Genomic DNA, 17,116 nt, shown 5'->3' with positions numbered 1-17,116 from the left:
ATTATAAACATTTATAAACCGTTTAGCTAATGTAATTTAAGGCAAGTAAATAGCGTGGCACACATCGTTGCGCAATATACCCTGCTTATACTTAGCGTAATGTATAACCTATGAAGAAGATATTTTTGTTCCTGTTGAGTTTTACTCCTTTAGTGGCTTTATGTCAGCATCCGTTAAAATTGTGGTACCAGCAACCTGCTAAAAAATGGACACAAGCTTTGCCGGTTGGAAACGGGCGTTTAGGCGCGATGATTTTTGGCAATGTTTCTGATGAACTTATACAGCTAAACGAAGCTACATTATGGTCGGGTGGGCCGGTATCAGCCAGCATGAACCCAAATGCTTACAAATACTTAGCGCAGGTAAGGCAGGCAGTTGCCGATGGTGATTATAAAAAGGCATCAGACCTGAGTAAAAACATGCAGGGCAACTATTCTCAAAGCTACCTGCCTTTAGGCGACCTGAAAATTAAGCAAGACTACGGGTCGGATAACGTAGCTGAATACTATCGCGATCTGAATATCAGCGATGCGGTTGCCACTACAAAGTTTAAAGTAGCAGGGGTTAATTATACCCGCCAAATATTCAGTTCGGCACCAGACCAGGTAATTGTTATACGCCTTACGGCTGATAAACCAGGCAAACTAAATTTAATAATAACAACAACCAGCCAGCTTAAATATACCAAATCGGTAAATAGTGGCAATGTATTAGTGTTGCAAGGTAAAGCACCAACACATGCCAATCCAAGCTACCTGGGCCGTAAAGACCCTATACAGTACGAAGATTCGGTAGCTAAGTGCAAGGGTATGCGGTATGTGTTGTTAACCAAAGCAATTAACAAGGGTGGGAGTATTACTACCGATACAACAGGTATCAATATAAAAAATGCTAACGAGGTTATTTTGTTATTATCTGCCGCGACAAGCTTTAATGGTTACAATAAATGCCCCGAGGCGGATGGTAAAGATGAAATTAAAATAAGCCAAAACTATCTTAAAGCCGCTGCTGCAAAAACTTATCAGCAATTATTAACTGCCCACATAGCCGATTACCAGCATTATTTTAATAGGGTTGATTTGAAACTTAATGGCCTTAAGGCGGATACATCAACTTTACCTACTGATAAGCGTTTATTATCGTACACAAAGGGGAATGAAGATACAGGTTTCGAAAGCCTGTTCTTCCAGTTTGGGCGCTACCTGCTTATTTCAAGTTCGAGGCCCGGCGGGCCGGCAGCAAACCTGCAGGGTATTTGGAATGATAGCGTAAATCCACCCTGGAGTTCGAACTATACCACCAACATTAATGTGCAAATGAATTACTGGCCGGCAGAGGTAACTAACTTGTCAGAAATGCATCAGCCTTTACTGAACCTGATTGATGAATTAGCTGTTAACGGTAAAAATACTGCCAAAGAGTTTTATCATTTAGATGGTTGGGTGGTGCACCATAACAGCGATATATGGGCCATGTCTAATCCTGTTGGTGAAGGCAACGGCGACCCAATGTGGGCCAACTGGGCAATGGGTGCCGATTGGTTATGCCGGCACGAGTGGGATCATTACCTGTTTACAAAAAACAACGAATTTTTAAAGAGTAAGGCATATCCCTTAATGAAAGGGGCGGTCGATTTTACTTTGGGCTGGTTAATAAAAGATAAAGATGGTTTTTGGGTAACCTCTCCATCAGGCTCACCTGAAAATGCTTTTAAAGACGAAAAGGGCGTCCAGGGAACCATTGCAATGGCCAGCACCATGGATATGTCCATTATTCGCGACTTGTTTGATCACTTTATAAAAGCTTCCGAGATTTTAGGCACCGACAAAGTTTTACGTGATACGGTTATAGCCCGCCGGGCGAAGCTTTATCCTTTCCATACAGGTAAAAAAGGTAACCTGGTAGAGTGGTATAAAGACTGGGAAGAAACCGATGTTCACCATCGCCATGTATCACATTTATACGGTCTTTATCCTGCCGAACAGATATCACCTATTACTACGCCTGATTTAGCAATCGCCGCCAAAAAAACGCTCGAACTACGTGGCGATGAAGGCACCGGATGGAGCAAGGCATGGAAAATAAACTTTTGGGCAAGGCTGTTAGATGGTAACCATGCACACAAACTGGTACGCGACCTGCTGCATTTAACCGGCGAGGATGGCACAAACTATGCCAGCGGAGGAGGTTTATATGCCAATTTATTTGATGCGCATCCGCCTTTTCAGATAGATGGAAACTTTGGGGCCACGGCAGGCCTTGCAGAAATGCTTTTGCAAAGCCAAACCAAAGATATATACCTTTTGCCTGCACTGCCTGATGTTTGGGAAACAGGGGAGGTAAAGGGCTTAAAGGCCCGTGGTAATTACGAAGTGAGTATCAGTTGGGGCAATCATAAGTTGGTTAAAGCAACCGTCAAATCCATGGCCGGGGGGGTATGTAGTATTCGCACAAATTCACCGGTAAAGCTTGCCGGTACTAATTCCGCATCTAAACGCGATGGTAATGGTTATGTATTATCCTTTGCCACACAAAAGGGCAGCATTTATCAACTTTTAGCAGGAGAGTAATTTCACATGAAAACGATAATTTGCACCGAACCCGGATTGCTTGACTATGGCTTGGCTGATGAACCTATGCCACAGGAGGGCTATGCTATCATTCGTATTCGGCGTATTGGTGTTTGCGGCACAGATTTGCACGCTTTTGAAGGCACACAGCCTTATTTTTCGTACCCACGCATATTAGGGCACGAACTTTCGGGTGAATTGACTCATACAGGCGGTCAGTATGGTTTTGCTGTTGGTGATGTGGTTACCTTTATACCCTATTATAACTGCGGGCATTGCATAGCTTGCCGCAGCGACAAGCCAAATTGTTGTGTAAACATTCAGGTTTGCGGTGTGCATACCGATGGTGGCATGCGCGAATACCTACAAGTACCATCGCGTTTGCTGGTACACGGCAATGGCTTAAGTATAGATGAGTTAGCTTTAGTAGAGCCCCTTGCTATTGGCGCCCACGGCATCAGGCGTGCTGATGTAAAACCCGGCGAATATGTTTTGGTATTAGGTGCCGGGCCAATAGGCTTAGGTATAATGGAGTTTGCGCGTATTGCCGGGGCTAACGTGATAGCTGTAGATGTTAACCAGCAACGCCTTGATTTTTGCAGAGAGAACCTTAAAGTTGCGCATACCATAAACGCATTACAGGATGATGTAACCACGCGGTTGCAACAAATTACCAACGGCGATATGCCTACCGTAGTAATTGACGCTACCGGCAACCAAAAGGCCATTAATAATGCTTTTTTGTACATGGCTCATGGCGCAAGGTATGTTTTGGTGGGCTTACAAAAAGGAGATATTATGGTAAGTCATCCCGAGTTTCATAAACGCGAGGCGACCTTAATGAGCAGCCGTAACGCTACCCGCGCCGATTTTGAACACGTAATTTTATGCATGAAAAATGGCCTGATAAATCCTAAGACCTATATAACACACCGGGTTGATTTTAGCGCTGTGAAAGATGAGTTTGCAAGCTGGCTTATACCCGAAAGTGGCGTTATAAAGGCCATGATCACGTTAGATTAATTTATAAATAAACATCATGAAAAAGCGATCGCATCCGTATTATTTTACCGCCTGTATTATGTGCATGTTCTTATTATTACTTGGGCATAATTCCGGCGCACAGGGGCCAATACCACCACACCCAATTGAGCTTGGCCCGGATGATAAAGCTGCATTTGCAGCTGCACCCGCTGGTTTTGATGTGTTGAGAGACGACATGCCACATGGTAAAATTGATACGGTACAATACGATTCTAAAACGGTAGGTACCAAACGCCGGATGCTGGTATACACCCCACCCGGGTACTCCTCAAAAAAGAAATACCCGGTGCTGTATCTGTTACATGGCATAGGTGGCGATGAAAAGGAATGGTACAAAAATGCCCCGCCGCAAATAATTTTAGATAACCTTTATGCAGATAAAAAATTGGTGCCTATGATAGTGGTTTTACCAAATGGCCGCGCCGAGGTAAATGATAGGGCAGAGGGCAATGTTTACGCCCATTTTAAAGCATTCGAAAACTTTGAAAATGATTTGCTAAATGACGTGATCCCCTTTGTTGAACACAATTATCCGGTAAAAGCCAAGCGGGAATCAAGGGCATTAGCAGGCTTATCAATGGGCGGCGGGCAATCGCTTAATTTTGGCTTAAATAACTTAGAAACATTTGCCTGGGTTGGTGGTTTTTCTTCCGCACCAAATACTAAGCCGGCAGATAAGTTAGTACCCAACCCGGCCGAAACCTCAAAAAAACTAAAGCTGCTGTGGGTATCGTGCGGCGATAAGGACGGCCTGTTTTTTATAAGTAAAGGTTTGCACCAATACCTGCAAAAAAATAACGTACCCCATATTTGGCATGTCGATTCGGGAGGTCACGGTTTCCCGGTATGGAAAAATGACCTGTACTTGTTTTCGCAGCTGCTTTTTAAATAACGTGGTATTAGGGATAAGCATGAGCTTACCCCGGTATTATTTTCAGTGCATATGCCACCTGTTCGGGGCTGTTGGCCGGCAGCTTTACCTTAAGGCCTTCAGCATCCCTAACCATATCAAGCGTTTGTTGTATCCCGATAAGTTCTACACGGCTTATTTGTTTTGGGTATAGGCCATTGCCCGCCGCCAGGCTTTTAATAGTAATAATGCCATCGGTAGGGGTGCCCAAAGCAATTGCATATAAAATTTCGCCTTTTGTGGTAAAGCGTATATCCTGCGATGTAAATGGTTTACCCTTACCTTCGTTAAAGCCTTGTGCGCTTAAAGGTGCGGCACTTTCTATTGCAGGGCCTTCGCCAAATACTTTCCAGGGGCGTGTAGCGTATATACTCTCTTTATTTAATTGCATCCATGCGGTTATACCTACAACAACGGCTCTCTCCTGTTCGTCAATTGTACCGTCGCCACGCACGGGTACGTTTAGCAATAAATTGCCATTTTTACTCACCACATCTGCCAGCGTATGAATAATGGTTTTAGCACTTTTATAACCCTTACGATCGTATACTCTGCGGTCATAATGCCATTCGCCAATACAGGTATCGGTTTGCCAAACAAAAGGCTCAATTTTATTGCTTTGCCCACGCTCAATATCCCATACCATACATTTTTGCTGCTCTTCATTCAATATTTTGCCATTTAGTACAGCTTCCAGCTTGCCATTATGCCTTTTCATATTTGTATTATATAAGTGGGCGGCTATTTTTAACCCCGCATCGCTTATGGGCCATAGCGGTAATGCGGTATCATCAAAATACAACAGGTCGGGTTCGTATTTATTAATTAATTCAATAGTACGGTTCAAAAACTTATCGCGATAGGCATCGTCAGGTTTAACAGCACCGTTTAACCAGCCCCACTGGTTATGTATCCCATTAGGGTCGGCGCTATTTAAGCTTAACGGATGATTTTGCGCATACAAATCTTGTGGGTCAAGGCCATCCCACCATTTGCCTTTACCATCTGCCTTTGTCAGTTTGCCATCGTAGGGCACCCCGGCTAAAGGCCCGCTTTTATCCGCCAATTGTGCCGATTCGTACCAGCGCCATGCATGCGATGCATGCACACTTACGCCAAAACGTAAACCGTGCTTTTTAGCTGCTTTGGCCCAGCCACCTATCAAATCCTTTTTTGGACCTACTTTGGTCGAGTTCCAGTTTGCCTGATATTTACTATCATATAGGTCCAAATTGTCGTGATGGTTGGCCAACGCGAAAAAGTATTGCGCGCCTGCATTTTTATATAAGCCCACAAGTTCATCAGGGTTCCAGTTCTCTGCTTTCCACTCATTTATAACATCTTTAAACCCAAATTTAGAAGGGTGGCCATATTTTTTTACATGAAAGTTATAGCTGTCAGATCCTTCCTGGTACATTGACCGGGCATACCAATCGCCATGCTCTGGCTGGCATTGCGGGCCCCAGTGTGCCCACATTCCAAACTTGGCATCTCTAAACCAGTCGGGCACATTATATTGCTTTAAAGAGGCCCAATCAGGCTTAAAAACACCATCGGCAATTCTTTCGCCATGTACGTTATTGTTTAAATGTGCTGCCTTTGATATTTTGCTTAACCATAATGCTGCAGCCACGGTCGAGAGACCTTTTATTGCGCTTCTTCTTTTCATAATCTGGTAATTGGTAGGCTTAAGGTAGTACATAATGTTTAAATTCCTTTAATTAATTGTAAAAAATACAGTTAATTAAAGGGTGGTTTTGCTTGCTAAGTTTGTAGCTTTACGTTTAGGGTCGCCAATGCCCTACATCTAAAACACTTATACCTCATGAAAATTTTAAAACACCTGTTACTGATTGGGATTTTTACGATCGCGTTTTCATCACTTTTTGCACAGGATACCCAAATTCAATATCTCTCCGGTACTGATAAAGATCATACGGTTAACTGGGATTTTTTGATAAATACCGGCCAAAAAAGTGGCAGTTGGGGCAAAATTGCAGTACCATCTAACTGGGAGCAGCAAGGGTATGGCTCATATAACTATTATAAAGATGTGCAAAATCCGGAAGAAGCGGGTAACTACAAATACCACTTTACGGTACCAACCGCAAGTTCATCAAAAAATGTTTTTATAGTTTTTGAGGGTAGTATGACAGATACCGAAGTAAAAATTAATGGCCAGCAGGCAGGGCCGGTGCATCAGGGTGGTTTTTACAGGTTTAAGTACGACATTACTAAATTATTGCATTTTGGCGCGGATAATTTATTGGAAGTTAAAGTAAGTAAAAGATCGACCAACGAATCGGTTAATAAGGCCGAGCGCAAAGCTGATTTTTGGTTGTTTGGTGGCATTTACCGCCCCGTATATCTGGAGACTGTGCCTAAGGCTTATATAGACAGAATAGCGTTAGACGCAAAAGCAAATGGAGCATTATCGCTTGAGGTGTTTACCAACGGCATAGCTAACAACAATGTAACTATGCAGGTGCAAAAACTCAACGGCGAGGTTGTTGGCCCGCCGGTTAGCGTAAAGGCAACAACAGGGCAACAAAAAGTGGTATTGCAACAGCAGTTAAAAGGGGTGTTGTTGTGGAACCCCGAAACGCCAAACCTGTATAATTTGATAGTTACTTTGAACGATGCTAAAGGTATGATACATCGTGTTAGACAGCGCTTTGGATTTCGTACGGCCGAATTGCGCTTACAGGATGGATTTTATGTGAATGGAAAAAAGGTAGCTTTTAAAGGTGTTAATCGCCATAGCGAATGGCCTGAATCGGGCAGGGCGCTAAGTAAGCAAATAAGCCTGCTTGATGTAAAGCTGATGAAGGAGATGAATATGAATGCCGTTAGGATGTCGCATTACCCACCTGATCAGCATTTTTTGGATGTATGCGACTCGTTGGGCCTTTTTGTATTGGACGAATTAACCGGCTGGCAAGATAAATACGATACAGAGATAGGTAAAAAGTTGGTAAAAGAATTAGTGGTAAGGGATGTTAACCATCCCTCAATTGTGATATGGGACAATGGCAACGAGGGGGGCTTTAATTACGACCTTGATAACGAATATGCCAAATACGACCCGCAAAACCGCTTGGTGATTCACCCATGGGAAAAATTTAATGGTACTGATACTAAACATTATCCTGATTATAATTACATAGTGAACAGTGTATTATATGGTAAGGAGGTGTTTTTTCCTACAGAGTTTATGCACGGCCTGGAAGATGGCGGGCACGGTGCCGGATTGGATGATTTTTGGAGTATGATGAGCAAGCACCCATATTTTGGCGGAGGTTTCTTATGGTCCTTTCATGATGAAGGGGTAGCGCGTACAGATCGTAACGGGCAAATAGATATACAGGGCAATGCCGCTCCAGATGGCATATTAGGCCCGCACCGCGAAAAGGAAGGCAGCTTTTATACCATTAAAGAAATATGGTCACCGGTGGCTATAGATATGAAGACCATCCCCGAGGCGTTTGACGGTAAATTATTGGTCGAGAATAAATATATCTACACCAATTTAAATAAGTGCACTTTTAAATGGAAGCTGGTATCGTTACCATTGCCCGGAGACGAAAAGCAAATAATAAATGCTGCCGGCACGGCAGCAACCATCAACCTGGAGCCGGGAGCAAAGGGGTACCTCACACTGAATTTACCCCTTAAAATATCCGGTAGCGATGCTTTGTATGTGACCGCATACGATGCGAGTAAAAATGAAATTTTTACCTGGAGCTGGGCACTCAGCCAACCATCAGCAATAGCCCAAAAGGTATCAAAAAGCGACAAAGATTTAGCTGTACTACATGAAAATGATAAAAACTTGTTAGTAAAGCAGGGCAAAATAACGTACTACTTTGATACCACTACAGGTTACTTACAAAAAGTAGTCACCGCAAAAGGCGAGTTAGCGTTATCTGGCGGGCCCGCGCTTGCTGGTGTAAAGCAAAGCCTTAAAACGCTTAAGCATTCTATTGTGGGCGAAGATGTTATCATAGAAGCGGTATACGAAGGCAATTCTTCATTTACGGCCCAATGGGTGTTTAGTCCTGGCAAGCTTGTTAAGCTAAGTTATCAATACAGCCAAAAAGGCGAGTTTGACTTTTCGGGTATTACCTTCAATTTCCCCGAAGACCAAATAACCGGTATGACATGGGAGGGCCGCGGCCCATATCGTGTTTGGAAAAACAGGCTCAAAGGCACCCAATTTGGTGTTTGGCACAACAATTATAACAATACCATAACCGGCGAAAGCTGGAACTTCCCTGAATTTAAAGGTTATTACGACGAGCTTTATTGGGTAACCGTTCAAAACAAGCAAGTGCCATTTACAGTATATACCGGGCAAAAAGGCATTTTTTTACAAATGCTTAAGCCTGCAAAACCTGCTGGGGCTACAAATGAGAACACCAATCCTCCTTTCCCTGATGGTAATATTGGATTTTTAAATACCATTAGTCCAATTGGTACTAAATTTCAATCGGCAGAGAGGCTGGGCCCTCAAAGTCAAAAAAATATGCAGTTAAATTACACCCCGGTAAAAGGCGTTTTATGGTTCGATTTTAATTAGGTCAGTTAAAGGCGTGGTGTTAGGTTAATTTAATAATTAACAATATTTAACTATATATAATACGCGCCCATCCTTTCCGAGCCGGGTTTTTTATTAAATTTGCGTGCTTTAAATGCCTTATAGGCTCTATACATCACTTTATAAATACTATATAGGGTTTAATAGCGTTGGGCTATAATTACATAGATATAAATGAAACACACTTTACAACGATCTTTTCTCCCGGTTTTAATCCTCATAGTATTTGTTACATCATCTTGCCTCAAGGGTACCAAAGTTGATAATGTTGTACCGGTAGTTGTTACTTCGGATGTGGTTATAGATGCCGCCAACAAAATATCATGGAGCGGTGGTACAGTAACTACTGCAGCTGCTATCACAACTTGCGGTATTTGTTACAGCTCTTCGAATAGCAACCCTACAACAGCTGATACAAAAACAGCTGACACCATTACTAATTATACTTATACAAGTAAAATAACGGGCATAACGCCTGGTTCAACCTATTATGTTAGGGCTTATGCTTCAACTGCCGGAACTACCGCGTATGGCGAAACTATAAAGGTTGTTGTACCTGCAGACATATCGGCAACCTATGGCACCGTGAGCACGTTGGCCGGTAGCAGTACAGAAGGTTTTACCGATGGCAGCGGCCCGGCGGCTTTGTTTAATAAGCCCGCGGGTATAACTACTGATGCAGCCGGTAATATTTACATAGCCGATTCTTTTAATAGCGCTATACGTAAAGCGACACCGGCAGGCATTGTAACCACTTATGCCGGTAACGGCCAGGTTGGTTATGTTGATGGCTCGTTAACACAGGCGCAATTTTATGCTGCTTCGAGCCAGGTATTTGATAGTAATGGTAATTTGTTTGTTGCCGATAAAGGTAATAACCTTATACGCAAAATAACCCCGGCCGGGGTTGTAAGCACCTTTGCAGGGAATGGCTCTGCAGGTTATGCAAATGGCACAGGTACAAGCGCTAGTTTTAACACACCTGCCGCAATTGCTATTGACGGAAGTAATAATTTATATGTAGCCGATTATGGTAATAATACTATTCGCAAAATAACATCAGCCGGTGTTGTTACCGCTTATGCGGGTTCGGGTGTTGCGGGTTATATAAATGGCGATGTTTCAACAGCGCAATTTAACAAGCCGAATGGTATTGCTGTTGATGCAGCCGGAAATGTTTATGTAGCAGAACAGGCAAACCACGCTGTACGTAAAATAACCACCGATGGTATTGTTACAACTTATACAGGCGGTGCAAAAAACACAAAATTATTGGGTAGTCCATCTTCGTTAGTTATAAAATCGGGCGTAATGTATATAGCAGATGCAAGTGGTAGGATATTAAGCGTTAATGCCTCTAATATATTACAGGTTTTGGCGGGTAAGTATGCTACAAGTGGTTTTGTTAACGGTAACGGCAGCGTTGCTTTATTTAGCAACCCGCAAGGTATAGCCGTAGGCAACACAGGTATTATATATGTTAGCGACAGCAATAATAACCAGATACGTAAGATAACGCTGTAAATAACTACATAAATTAGCAATGGGCCTTTAGTGTAAGCTAAAGGCCTTTTTTATGCTTTATATTTTGATACCATTAAAATATGCCAAAAATTGAGTAAAATTGGGGGAACTATTGATTAAGCTATCACAATTGAACCCAACAAGTTTTTTTGCTTTATGTAAGCAGCATAAAAAAATACTGTTTTTATTCGCATTACTTATATGCTGCACCGGTGCCATGGCGCAGCAACAAATTTATAGCTACAATCAATATGCCGACAACCTTACGCCAATTAATGCTGCCTATTCGTTATTAGATAAGGCGGGTTCGATAAGTGCTGTTGGGCGTAAACAGTTTGTAGGAATAGAGGGTGCGCCAAGCAGCTTGCTATTTAACGGTAATTTTCCAATAGAATCTGTTGGCGGCGCTGCAGGCGTCTATGTATTGACTGATCAGATTGCCGTAGAGCGTCAATTAGAAGTTAACGCCTTTTTTGCCAAAAGCATACAATTAGCCAGCGATCAATTTCTTGGTGTGTCATTAAACGCGGGTGTGCGTAACTATGTAGGTAATTACTCTACGCTTGATCCTGTAGATCCATCATTTAAAGATGACATCAGGGAAACTAAGCCCAATGTAGGCTTCGGCGTAATGTTTTACAGCGCTAAATATTACATGGGTGTATCAGTGCCCGAGTTAAGTATCCGCAGCCTTGGTACGGCATCTGTACAACAAGCTAACTACTTAAAAAACCACTATTACTTTAATGCTGCTTACCTGGCAGATGCCGGCGACGATATAAAATTTAAACCGGCTACAATGATATCATACGTTAAAGGTTCACCCTTACTGGTAGATGTTTCGGGTACGTTTTATTTAAAAGAGCAGTTGGGTTTAGGGGCAAATTACCGTTCTAATAAAAAGGCAGCCGGCATTATTTCGGTAACTACCGACACTTTTAAAATAGGATATAGCTATCAGTTTGGGGTGTCATCTAACAACTTAGGTGGTATAAATACAGCAATTCACGAGGTAAGCTTAAGCTACCGCTTTGGGGCCACAAGCGAGCGTAAGTTGTTATAAGGCTTCTATATTATTAGCAGCATTCTTATTTCTCAGCATCATATATATCAAAGCAAATGTGCTTACTATGGCTGTTCCGTATAATATATACGGAACCATATTAATTGCATCCTGGTAAAACCAGCCCGAAAATAAAGCACCTAAACCAATACCTGCCTCTAAGGCAATATACATAGTGGCCATTGCTTTACCACGGTGGTCGGGGAGGCTTAGATCCACCGTCCATGCATTTAGCGCCGGCGATAATATACCTGTAGATACACCGTATAGTATACCGCCCAGCATTAGCCCTGCAAAAGTATCGGCGTAACCTATCACCATTAGCGATATAATTAATGATACGAGGCCGGTGTTTATAACATGCACCCTGCCAAATCGGTCCGACGCTTTACCCGCAATAAAGCGTATAACCAGCGATGCAATGGTAAATACCATAAAAAACAAACCCTTATTAACAATTCCCAGGTGCCCGCTCCAGTCGGGGATAAGCGTAAGTATTGCACCGTAGGCTACATACGATAAAAAGGTTACTATGGCAGCGGGTAATACCTCTGTAGCAATGATATCTCTGCGTGATATTTTTAAGCTGGCAAAAGTAAAGCGCTGTTTTACCTTTAGGGTCTCTTTCATGTTCATTAATATCGCTATAGACATTAACGCGAATAGTGATGAAGTATAAAAAAGCGCGTTAAGTGAAAACGCAAGCCTTATAGAACTACCTATTGCCGGCCCAATAGCCAAGCCTGTACTAAAACATAAACCATGAAAGCCTAATGCTTCGCCCCAACGTTCGCGGGGTACTATATCGGCAACGTAAGCTGCGGTAGCAGTGGGTTTAAATCCGGTAGAAAAGCCGTGAAGTAATCTTAAAAAAAGAAAGCCGGCAACTGTACTTAGCACCGGGTATAGAAACCCGCATACAAAACATACAATTGAGCCCACAGCCATTACAGGCACACGGCCAAGGGTATCGGTAAGTCGGCCACTAAAAGGGCGCGATATGCCCGCTGTTAGCGTGAATAAGGCAATAATTAAACCTTTATGTTCGCCACCGCCCAAACTGGTTAAATAGGATGGTAATTCGGGGATCAGCATATTAAAGCTTGCCGAAAATAAAAGCGAACTTAGGCAGACTAAACCAAAATGAAGATTATAAATTGGGTGGACTGGCTTAATCATATATTGGCTGGTAAATATAGCACATAGGCCACAGTTGTGATGTTTTTTTACATCAACTATTAAGTTTTTAGTTTTAAATGCAGTTTATGTTGAATTTTTTTGTTTTTGCTTACCACTATTTGCTCTATTTCTTTTTAATTAATTAGCTTTATAACCATAATGCTATCTGTTACCTATGCCCTTAATTAATAAACTGCCAAATGCCGATGCCGTATTGATAGCATTTATTAAATGTTTTAATCCGTCTATAAGAATTGAGCAAGTAACAAACGAATTAGATATCCATCCCGATTATCCCAATTTGCTGGCTTTAAATGATGTACTTGACAGCCTCGGGATCCATTCGTCTGCGTACCGCATTTCACCCGCAGATATTGCCGCTCTACCTCGCCCCTTCATCGCTCATACTACCCAACGGGGGACTGAGTTTTTATTGGTTCATCAATATAACGATGAACAGGTGATAGTAACCGATCAAAATCAAACGAAATTTATCTTACAAACCAATAGTTTTTTAGACGTGTTTGACGGCGTAGTACTGGTGCCTGATGACGAAACTAAACCCGTTGTTAATATTAAGGCCCGATTTGATCTTAGTGGATTGCGTTACCCACTTGCATACGGTTTATTGCTGCTTGCTTTTGCAGCAATATTGGTATCGTATCCGTTAATATTTACAAGCTGGCAGCTTACATTAATAGGGCTGTGTAAAACCGTGGGTTTGATTGTATCTGTGTTGTTGCTTATACAAGGCATCGATAAAAATAACCCCTTTATACAAACACTTTGTGGCGGTGGCGGCAAAGCCAACTGTAATGCCATATTATCATCAAAGGCGGCAAATGCTTTTAGTTGGTTAAGCTGGAGCGAGGTTGGCTTTTTTTATTTTGCTGGCACCTGGTTAACCTTGCTTTTTACAGGCAGTAATGCAATAGAGGTATTGGCAGTATTGAATATTTTAAGCCTGCCATATACCATTTATTCTATTTATTATCAGGCCAGGGTGGCAAGGCAATGGTGTATAATGTGCTGCGCGGTGCAGGGTTTACTATGGCTCGAGTTTTTTCCGCTGCTTACATTTTTACGGTCTCCCGTGCTTTATCCGAGTACATATGGTTGGTTGGTGCTATTTGCATGTTTTGCTTTATCTATATCACTTTGGCTATTATTGAAACCGCTATTGTTAAAGGCACAACAGTTAAAATCCTTAAAACAACAACTGCGCAGGTTTAAATACAATACCGAAATATTTAACCTGATGCTGAAAGTCCAGCCTAAATATACTAAACCAAATAAGGATTGGAGCATTGTGCTGGGTAACACCGAAGCAGATAATATCATCACAATGGTAAGCAACCCATATTGCGGCCCATGCAGCCAAACGCACAAAGCGCTTGATGAATGGTTGCACGGTAACCCTGGCTTACAGGCTCGTATAATCTTTACAACCGATGACATAGATATTAAAGCCCGGGTTGCTCGTCACCTTATGGCTTTAAATCAATTACAAGATAAAAGTATAGTTAGGCAAGCCTTGCGCGATTGGTATGGTCAAAAGAAAAAAAGTTATGAGGATTGGGCAAATGCCTATCCCGTTCAATTTAATGATAACGATTTTATACTGTTGGATAAACAGAAGGCGTGGTGCCGGTTGGCCGAGGTGAAGTTTACGCCAACGTTATTGATCAATGGTTATCTTTTACCCGATCAATATCAAATAAACGATATAAAATATATGCTTGGTTAAGCCTAATTATAACACGATATTAAAATAACACCTATGTATAAGCTATTTACTTTTTTATTTTTTTGTTTCCCCATAGCCTGTTTTAGCCAAACCAAAGCCGATACGTCAACAAAATCAATCGTTGATAAACTCGAGGCTTACTCAGCAGGTCACCCTGCAGAGAAAGCTTACCTGCATTTTGATAAGCCTTATTATGCCGCGGGTGATACAATTTATTTTAAAGCCTATGTAACCTTGGGTGCGCTGCATGAACTTTCGGCGGCCAGCGGCATACTATATGTAGATTTGATAAACCCTGATAATAGCATAGTTAACCCGCTAAAATTACAGATCAGTAATGGAGTAGCATCCGGCGACTTTGCTTTGCCTGCATCTGCCGTAGCCGGAAACTATCGCATACGAGCATACACTAACTATATGCGCAACGCCGGCGAGGAATATTTTTTTGATAAAACAATACCGATTGGTAGCAAAGCCGCAGCTGTTATAGCTGCAAAACCCAAAAAGAAGGCGGGTGGTAAAGCAATAGAAGTAAAAGCACCGGTTAAAAACTATGATGTACAATTCTTTCCCGAAGGTGGAGCCCTTGTTAATGGTAATTACTCGCGGATAGCATTTAAAGCAGTGGCCGCAAATGGCCTGGGCACTTACGTTAAAGGCACTGTTACCGATGCGCAGGGTGCGGAGGTAGCTACGTTAACATCTTCGCATTTAGGCATGGGTGCTTTTAATTTAGTACCCGAAGCAGACAAAATATACAAAGCCAATATTACATATGCCGATGGTACTACCAGCGTTGAAGCCCTGCCAAAAGCAACAGATGCAGGCTACACGCTTTATTTTAATAATGCCGATGCCGACAATATAAAAGTACGTATTACAGCAGGCGATGGTGCTAATACAGCCCAGCTAAAGTTAGTAGCACAGGTAGGTGGCGTAGTTTATTACGCTGCTAAAAACGAACCTGCCAGTAAGTTTTTTGCTGCTGTAATACCAAAAAGCAAATTTCCCAGTGGTATTGTGCAGTTTACCTTGTTTTCGTCGGCAGGCGAGCCGCTTAATGAAAGGCTGGTATTTGTACAAAACCCTGATGGACTTAAAATGGGAATCAATACGGCTAAAACATATCAAATACGGCAAAAGGTTAAACTTGACGTAAACGCAGCAGACAAAGATGGGAAACCAGTAGTTGGCAATTTTTCTGTAGCGGTAACTGATGAGTCGAAGGTGCCTTTAGATGAAACAAGTGAGAGCACCATTTTGTCGAACCTGTTACTTACGTCTGATTTGAAAGGATATATAGAGAAGCCTAATTACTATTTTACAACTGTAAACGATTCGACAAGGGCCGACCTTGATATGTTAATGCTGACACAGGGCTACAGGCGTTTTGATTGGAAACAGGTTTTAAGTAATACCACGCCGGCCATAGTATACCAGGCCGAAAAATCAATGAAGATAAACGGCACTATTAAAACCTATGGTGGCAAGCCTATACCTAACGCCAAAATTAATTTGTTTACTAAAGCAGGTGGCGGGATATTGGTAGATACATTATCTAATGCAAAAGGCAAGTTTGTTTTTGATGACCTGATGTTTAACGATACAGTTAAATTTGTGGTGCAGGCCAAGTTAAAAAGTAATAAGGAAAACGAAATACTTACTATTGACACCATTGCCCCGCCATTAATAATACCAAAAGCTGCAACTAGCGATTTTAGTACCACTGAGGTGTCTGCCTATCTGGAAAGCAGCGAGCAGTTTCAGCAGGCCCAAATGAAGAATGGGATCAATCCTAAAATAACTCAACTTAACGAGGTGCTGATAAAGGCAAAAAAGGCCTCGCCTTTTGAAAACTCTCAAAATTTGAATGGGGGAGGCCATGCCGATGATTTTATAACCGCCGACAGACTCGAAAAGTTTAACTGTATAAGGATAAGCGATTGTTTATTTGGGGTACTCTCGGGCGTTACATTTAAAATGGGTGTACCATATTCTAATCGTGCAATCCAACCCGGGCCTATGGCCATAGTTGTTGACGGAAATTTTGTTGATGCCGACGTTTTTGGCGATATGCGCCCGGCCGATATTCAAAGCATAGAAGCGTTAACCAGTGTAAGCTTAGCGGCTGTATATGGTTCAAGGGGCTCAAGCGGGGTAATTGTAGTCACTACAAAAAAGGGAAGGTCGTACTCAAGGTTTGAGCGTACTACATCATGGGTGGTTACCTACCGCGCCAACGGTTTTTACAAAGCGCGAGAGTTTTATTCGCCAAAATATGATGTAGCAAAGGCAACTCAGCAAGGCCCTGATCTGAGAAGTACGATATACTGGAAACCAGATGTAATTACCGATAAGGATGGCAAAGCGTCAATTGAGTTTTTTAACGCGGATGGAAAGGGTAATTACCGTGTAGTAATTGAAGGTATTGATGCGGATGGTAATTTAGGCAGGCAGGTGTATAAGTATATTGTGCAATAAT

General features: G+C 42.2%; 10 protein-coding genes. 8 read left to right on the top strand and 2 right to left on the bottom strand.

The window, feature by feature from the left end:
* The first annotated feature begins 110 nt into the window (after nucleotides 1-110).
* From FFF34_006575 to FFF34_006565, 3 genes are all read left to right on the top strand, one after another.
* A complete protein-coding gene (locus tag FFF34_006575; protein ID TSD67058.1) occupies nucleotides 111-2,570 on the top strand; it encodes a glycoside hydrolase family 95 protein in 2,460 nt (819 codons plus the stop codon).
* A 6-nt stretch (nucleotides 2,571-2,576) separates the two neighbouring features.
* Nucleotides 2,577-3,593 (top strand): zinc-binding alcohol dehydrogenase family protein, encoded by a 1,017-nt coding sequence (locus FFF34_006570; protein TSD67057.1) that lies wholly within the window; start codon nucleotides 2,577-2,579, stop codon nucleotides 3,591-3,593.
* Nucleotides 3,594-3,657: 64 nt separating this feature from the next.
* The gene (locus FFF34_006565) at nucleotides 3,658-4,506 is read left to right on the top strand and encodes an esterase family protein (GenBank protein TSD67977.1); all 849 of its coding nucleotides are present in this window, start codon (nucleotides 3,658-3,660) and stop codon (nucleotides 4,504-4,506) included.
* Nucleotides 4,507-4,531: 25 nt separating this feature from the next.
* Here FFF34_006565 and FFF34_006560 read toward each other — a convergent pair whose 3' ends face one another.
* Nucleotides 4,532-6,193: an alpha-L-fucosidase gene (locus tag FFF34_006560; protein ID TSD67056.1), complete on the bottom strand. Its 1,662-nt coding sequence runs from the start codon at nucleotides 6,191-6,193 to the stop codon at nucleotides 4,532-4,534.
* Nucleotides 6,194-6,349: 156 nt separating this feature from the next.
* Here FFF34_006560 and FFF34_006555 point away from each other — a divergent pair, with 156 nt between their 5' ends.
* The 3 genes from FFF34_006555 (at nucleotide 6,350) to FFF34_006545 (ending at nucleotide 11,708) form a co-directional block, all read left to right on the top strand.
* Nucleotides 6,350-9,103: a glycoside hydrolase family 2 gene (locus tag FFF34_006555; GenBank protein ID TSD67055.1), complete on the top strand. Its 2,754-nt coding sequence runs from the start codon at nucleotides 6,350-6,352 to the stop codon at nucleotides 9,101-9,103.
* Nucleotides 9,104-9,295: 192 nt separating this feature from the next.
* Complete coding sequence (locus FFF34_006550) at nucleotides 9,296-10,645, top strand: hypothetical protein (GenBank protein TSD67054.1); 1,350 nt, start codon at nucleotides 9,296-9,298, stop codon at nucleotides 10,643-10,645.
* A 100-nt stretch (nucleotides 10,646-10,745) separates the two neighbouring features.
* Entirely contained in the window at nucleotides 10,746-11,708 is a 963-nt protein-coding gene (locus FFF34_006545; GenBank protein TSD67053.1) for a type IX secretion system membrane protein PorP/SprF, read from the top strand.
* Here the strand turns inward: FFF34_006545 and FFF34_006540 are convergent.
* The gene (locus FFF34_006540; protein ID TSD67052.1) at nucleotides 11,703-12,887 is read right to left on the bottom strand and encodes an MFS transporter; all 1,185 of its coding nucleotides are present in this window, start codon (nucleotides 12,885-12,887) and stop codon (nucleotides 11,703-11,705) included. The two genes, FFF34_006545 and FFF34_006540, sit on opposite strands and share 6 nt — an antisense overlap.
* Nucleotides 12,888-13,062: 175 nt before the next feature.
* On the opposite strand from FFF34_006540, the gene FFF34_006535 reads away from it, so the two are divergent.
* The gene (locus FFF34_006535; GenBank protein TSD67051.1) at nucleotides 13,063-14,634 is read left to right on the top strand and encodes a hypothetical protein; all 1,572 of its coding nucleotides are present in this window, start codon (nucleotides 13,063-13,065) and stop codon (nucleotides 14,632-14,634) included.
* 33 nt (nucleotides 14,635-14,667) lie between these two features.
* Nucleotides 14,668-17,115: a TonB-dependent receptor gene (locus FFF34_006530; GenBank protein ID TSD67050.1), complete on the top strand. Its 2,448-nt coding sequence runs from the start codon at nucleotides 14,668-14,670 to the stop codon at nucleotides 17,113-17,115.
* Nucleotide 17,116: the final 1 nt, after the last annotated feature.

The sequence above is a fragment of the Inquilinus sp. KBS0705 genome, from assembly GCA_005938025.2.
Taxonomy (GTDB): domain Bacteria; phylum Bacteroidota; class Bacteroidia; order Sphingobacteriales; family Sphingobacteriaceae; genus Mucilaginibacter.
The sequence above is the reverse complement of the archived record's forward strand: the minus strand, read 5'-3'. Positions and strand labels throughout refer to the sequence as shown.

Coding starts and splice junctions, on each gene's coding strand:
- FFF34_006575 (TSD67058.1), top strand. CDS start 111: ATGAAGAAGATATTTTTGTTCCTGTTGAGTTTTACTCCTTTAGTGGCT.
- FFF34_006570 (TSD67057.1), top strand. CDS start 2,577: ATGAAAACGATAATTTGCACCGAACCCGGATTGCTTGACTATGGCTTG.
- FFF34_006565 (TSD67977.1), top strand. CDS start 3,658: ATGTTCTTATTATTACTTGGGCATAATTCCGGCGCACAGGGGCCAATA.
- FFF34_006560 (TSD67056.1), bottom strand. CDS start 6,193: ATGAAAAGAAGAAGCGCAATAAAAGGTCTCTCGACCGTGGCTGCAGCA.
- FFF34_006555 (TSD67055.1), top strand. CDS start 6,350: ATGAAAATTTTAAAACACCTGTTACTGATTGGGATTTTTACGATCGCG.
- FFF34_006550 (TSD67054.1), top strand. CDS start 9,296: ATGAAACACACTTTACAACGATCTTTTCTCCCGGTTTTAATCCTCATA.
- FFF34_006540 (TSD67052.1), bottom strand. CDS start 12,887: ATGATTAAGCCAGTCCACCCAATTTATAATCTTCATTTTGGTTTAGTC.
- FFF34_006535 (TSD67051.1), top strand. CDS start 13,063: ATGCCCTTAATTAATAAACTGCCAAATGCCGATGCCGTATTGATAGCA.
- FFF34_006530 (TSD67050.1), top strand. CDS start 14,668: ATGTATAAGCTATTTACTTTTTTATTTTTTTGTTTCCCCATAGCCTGT.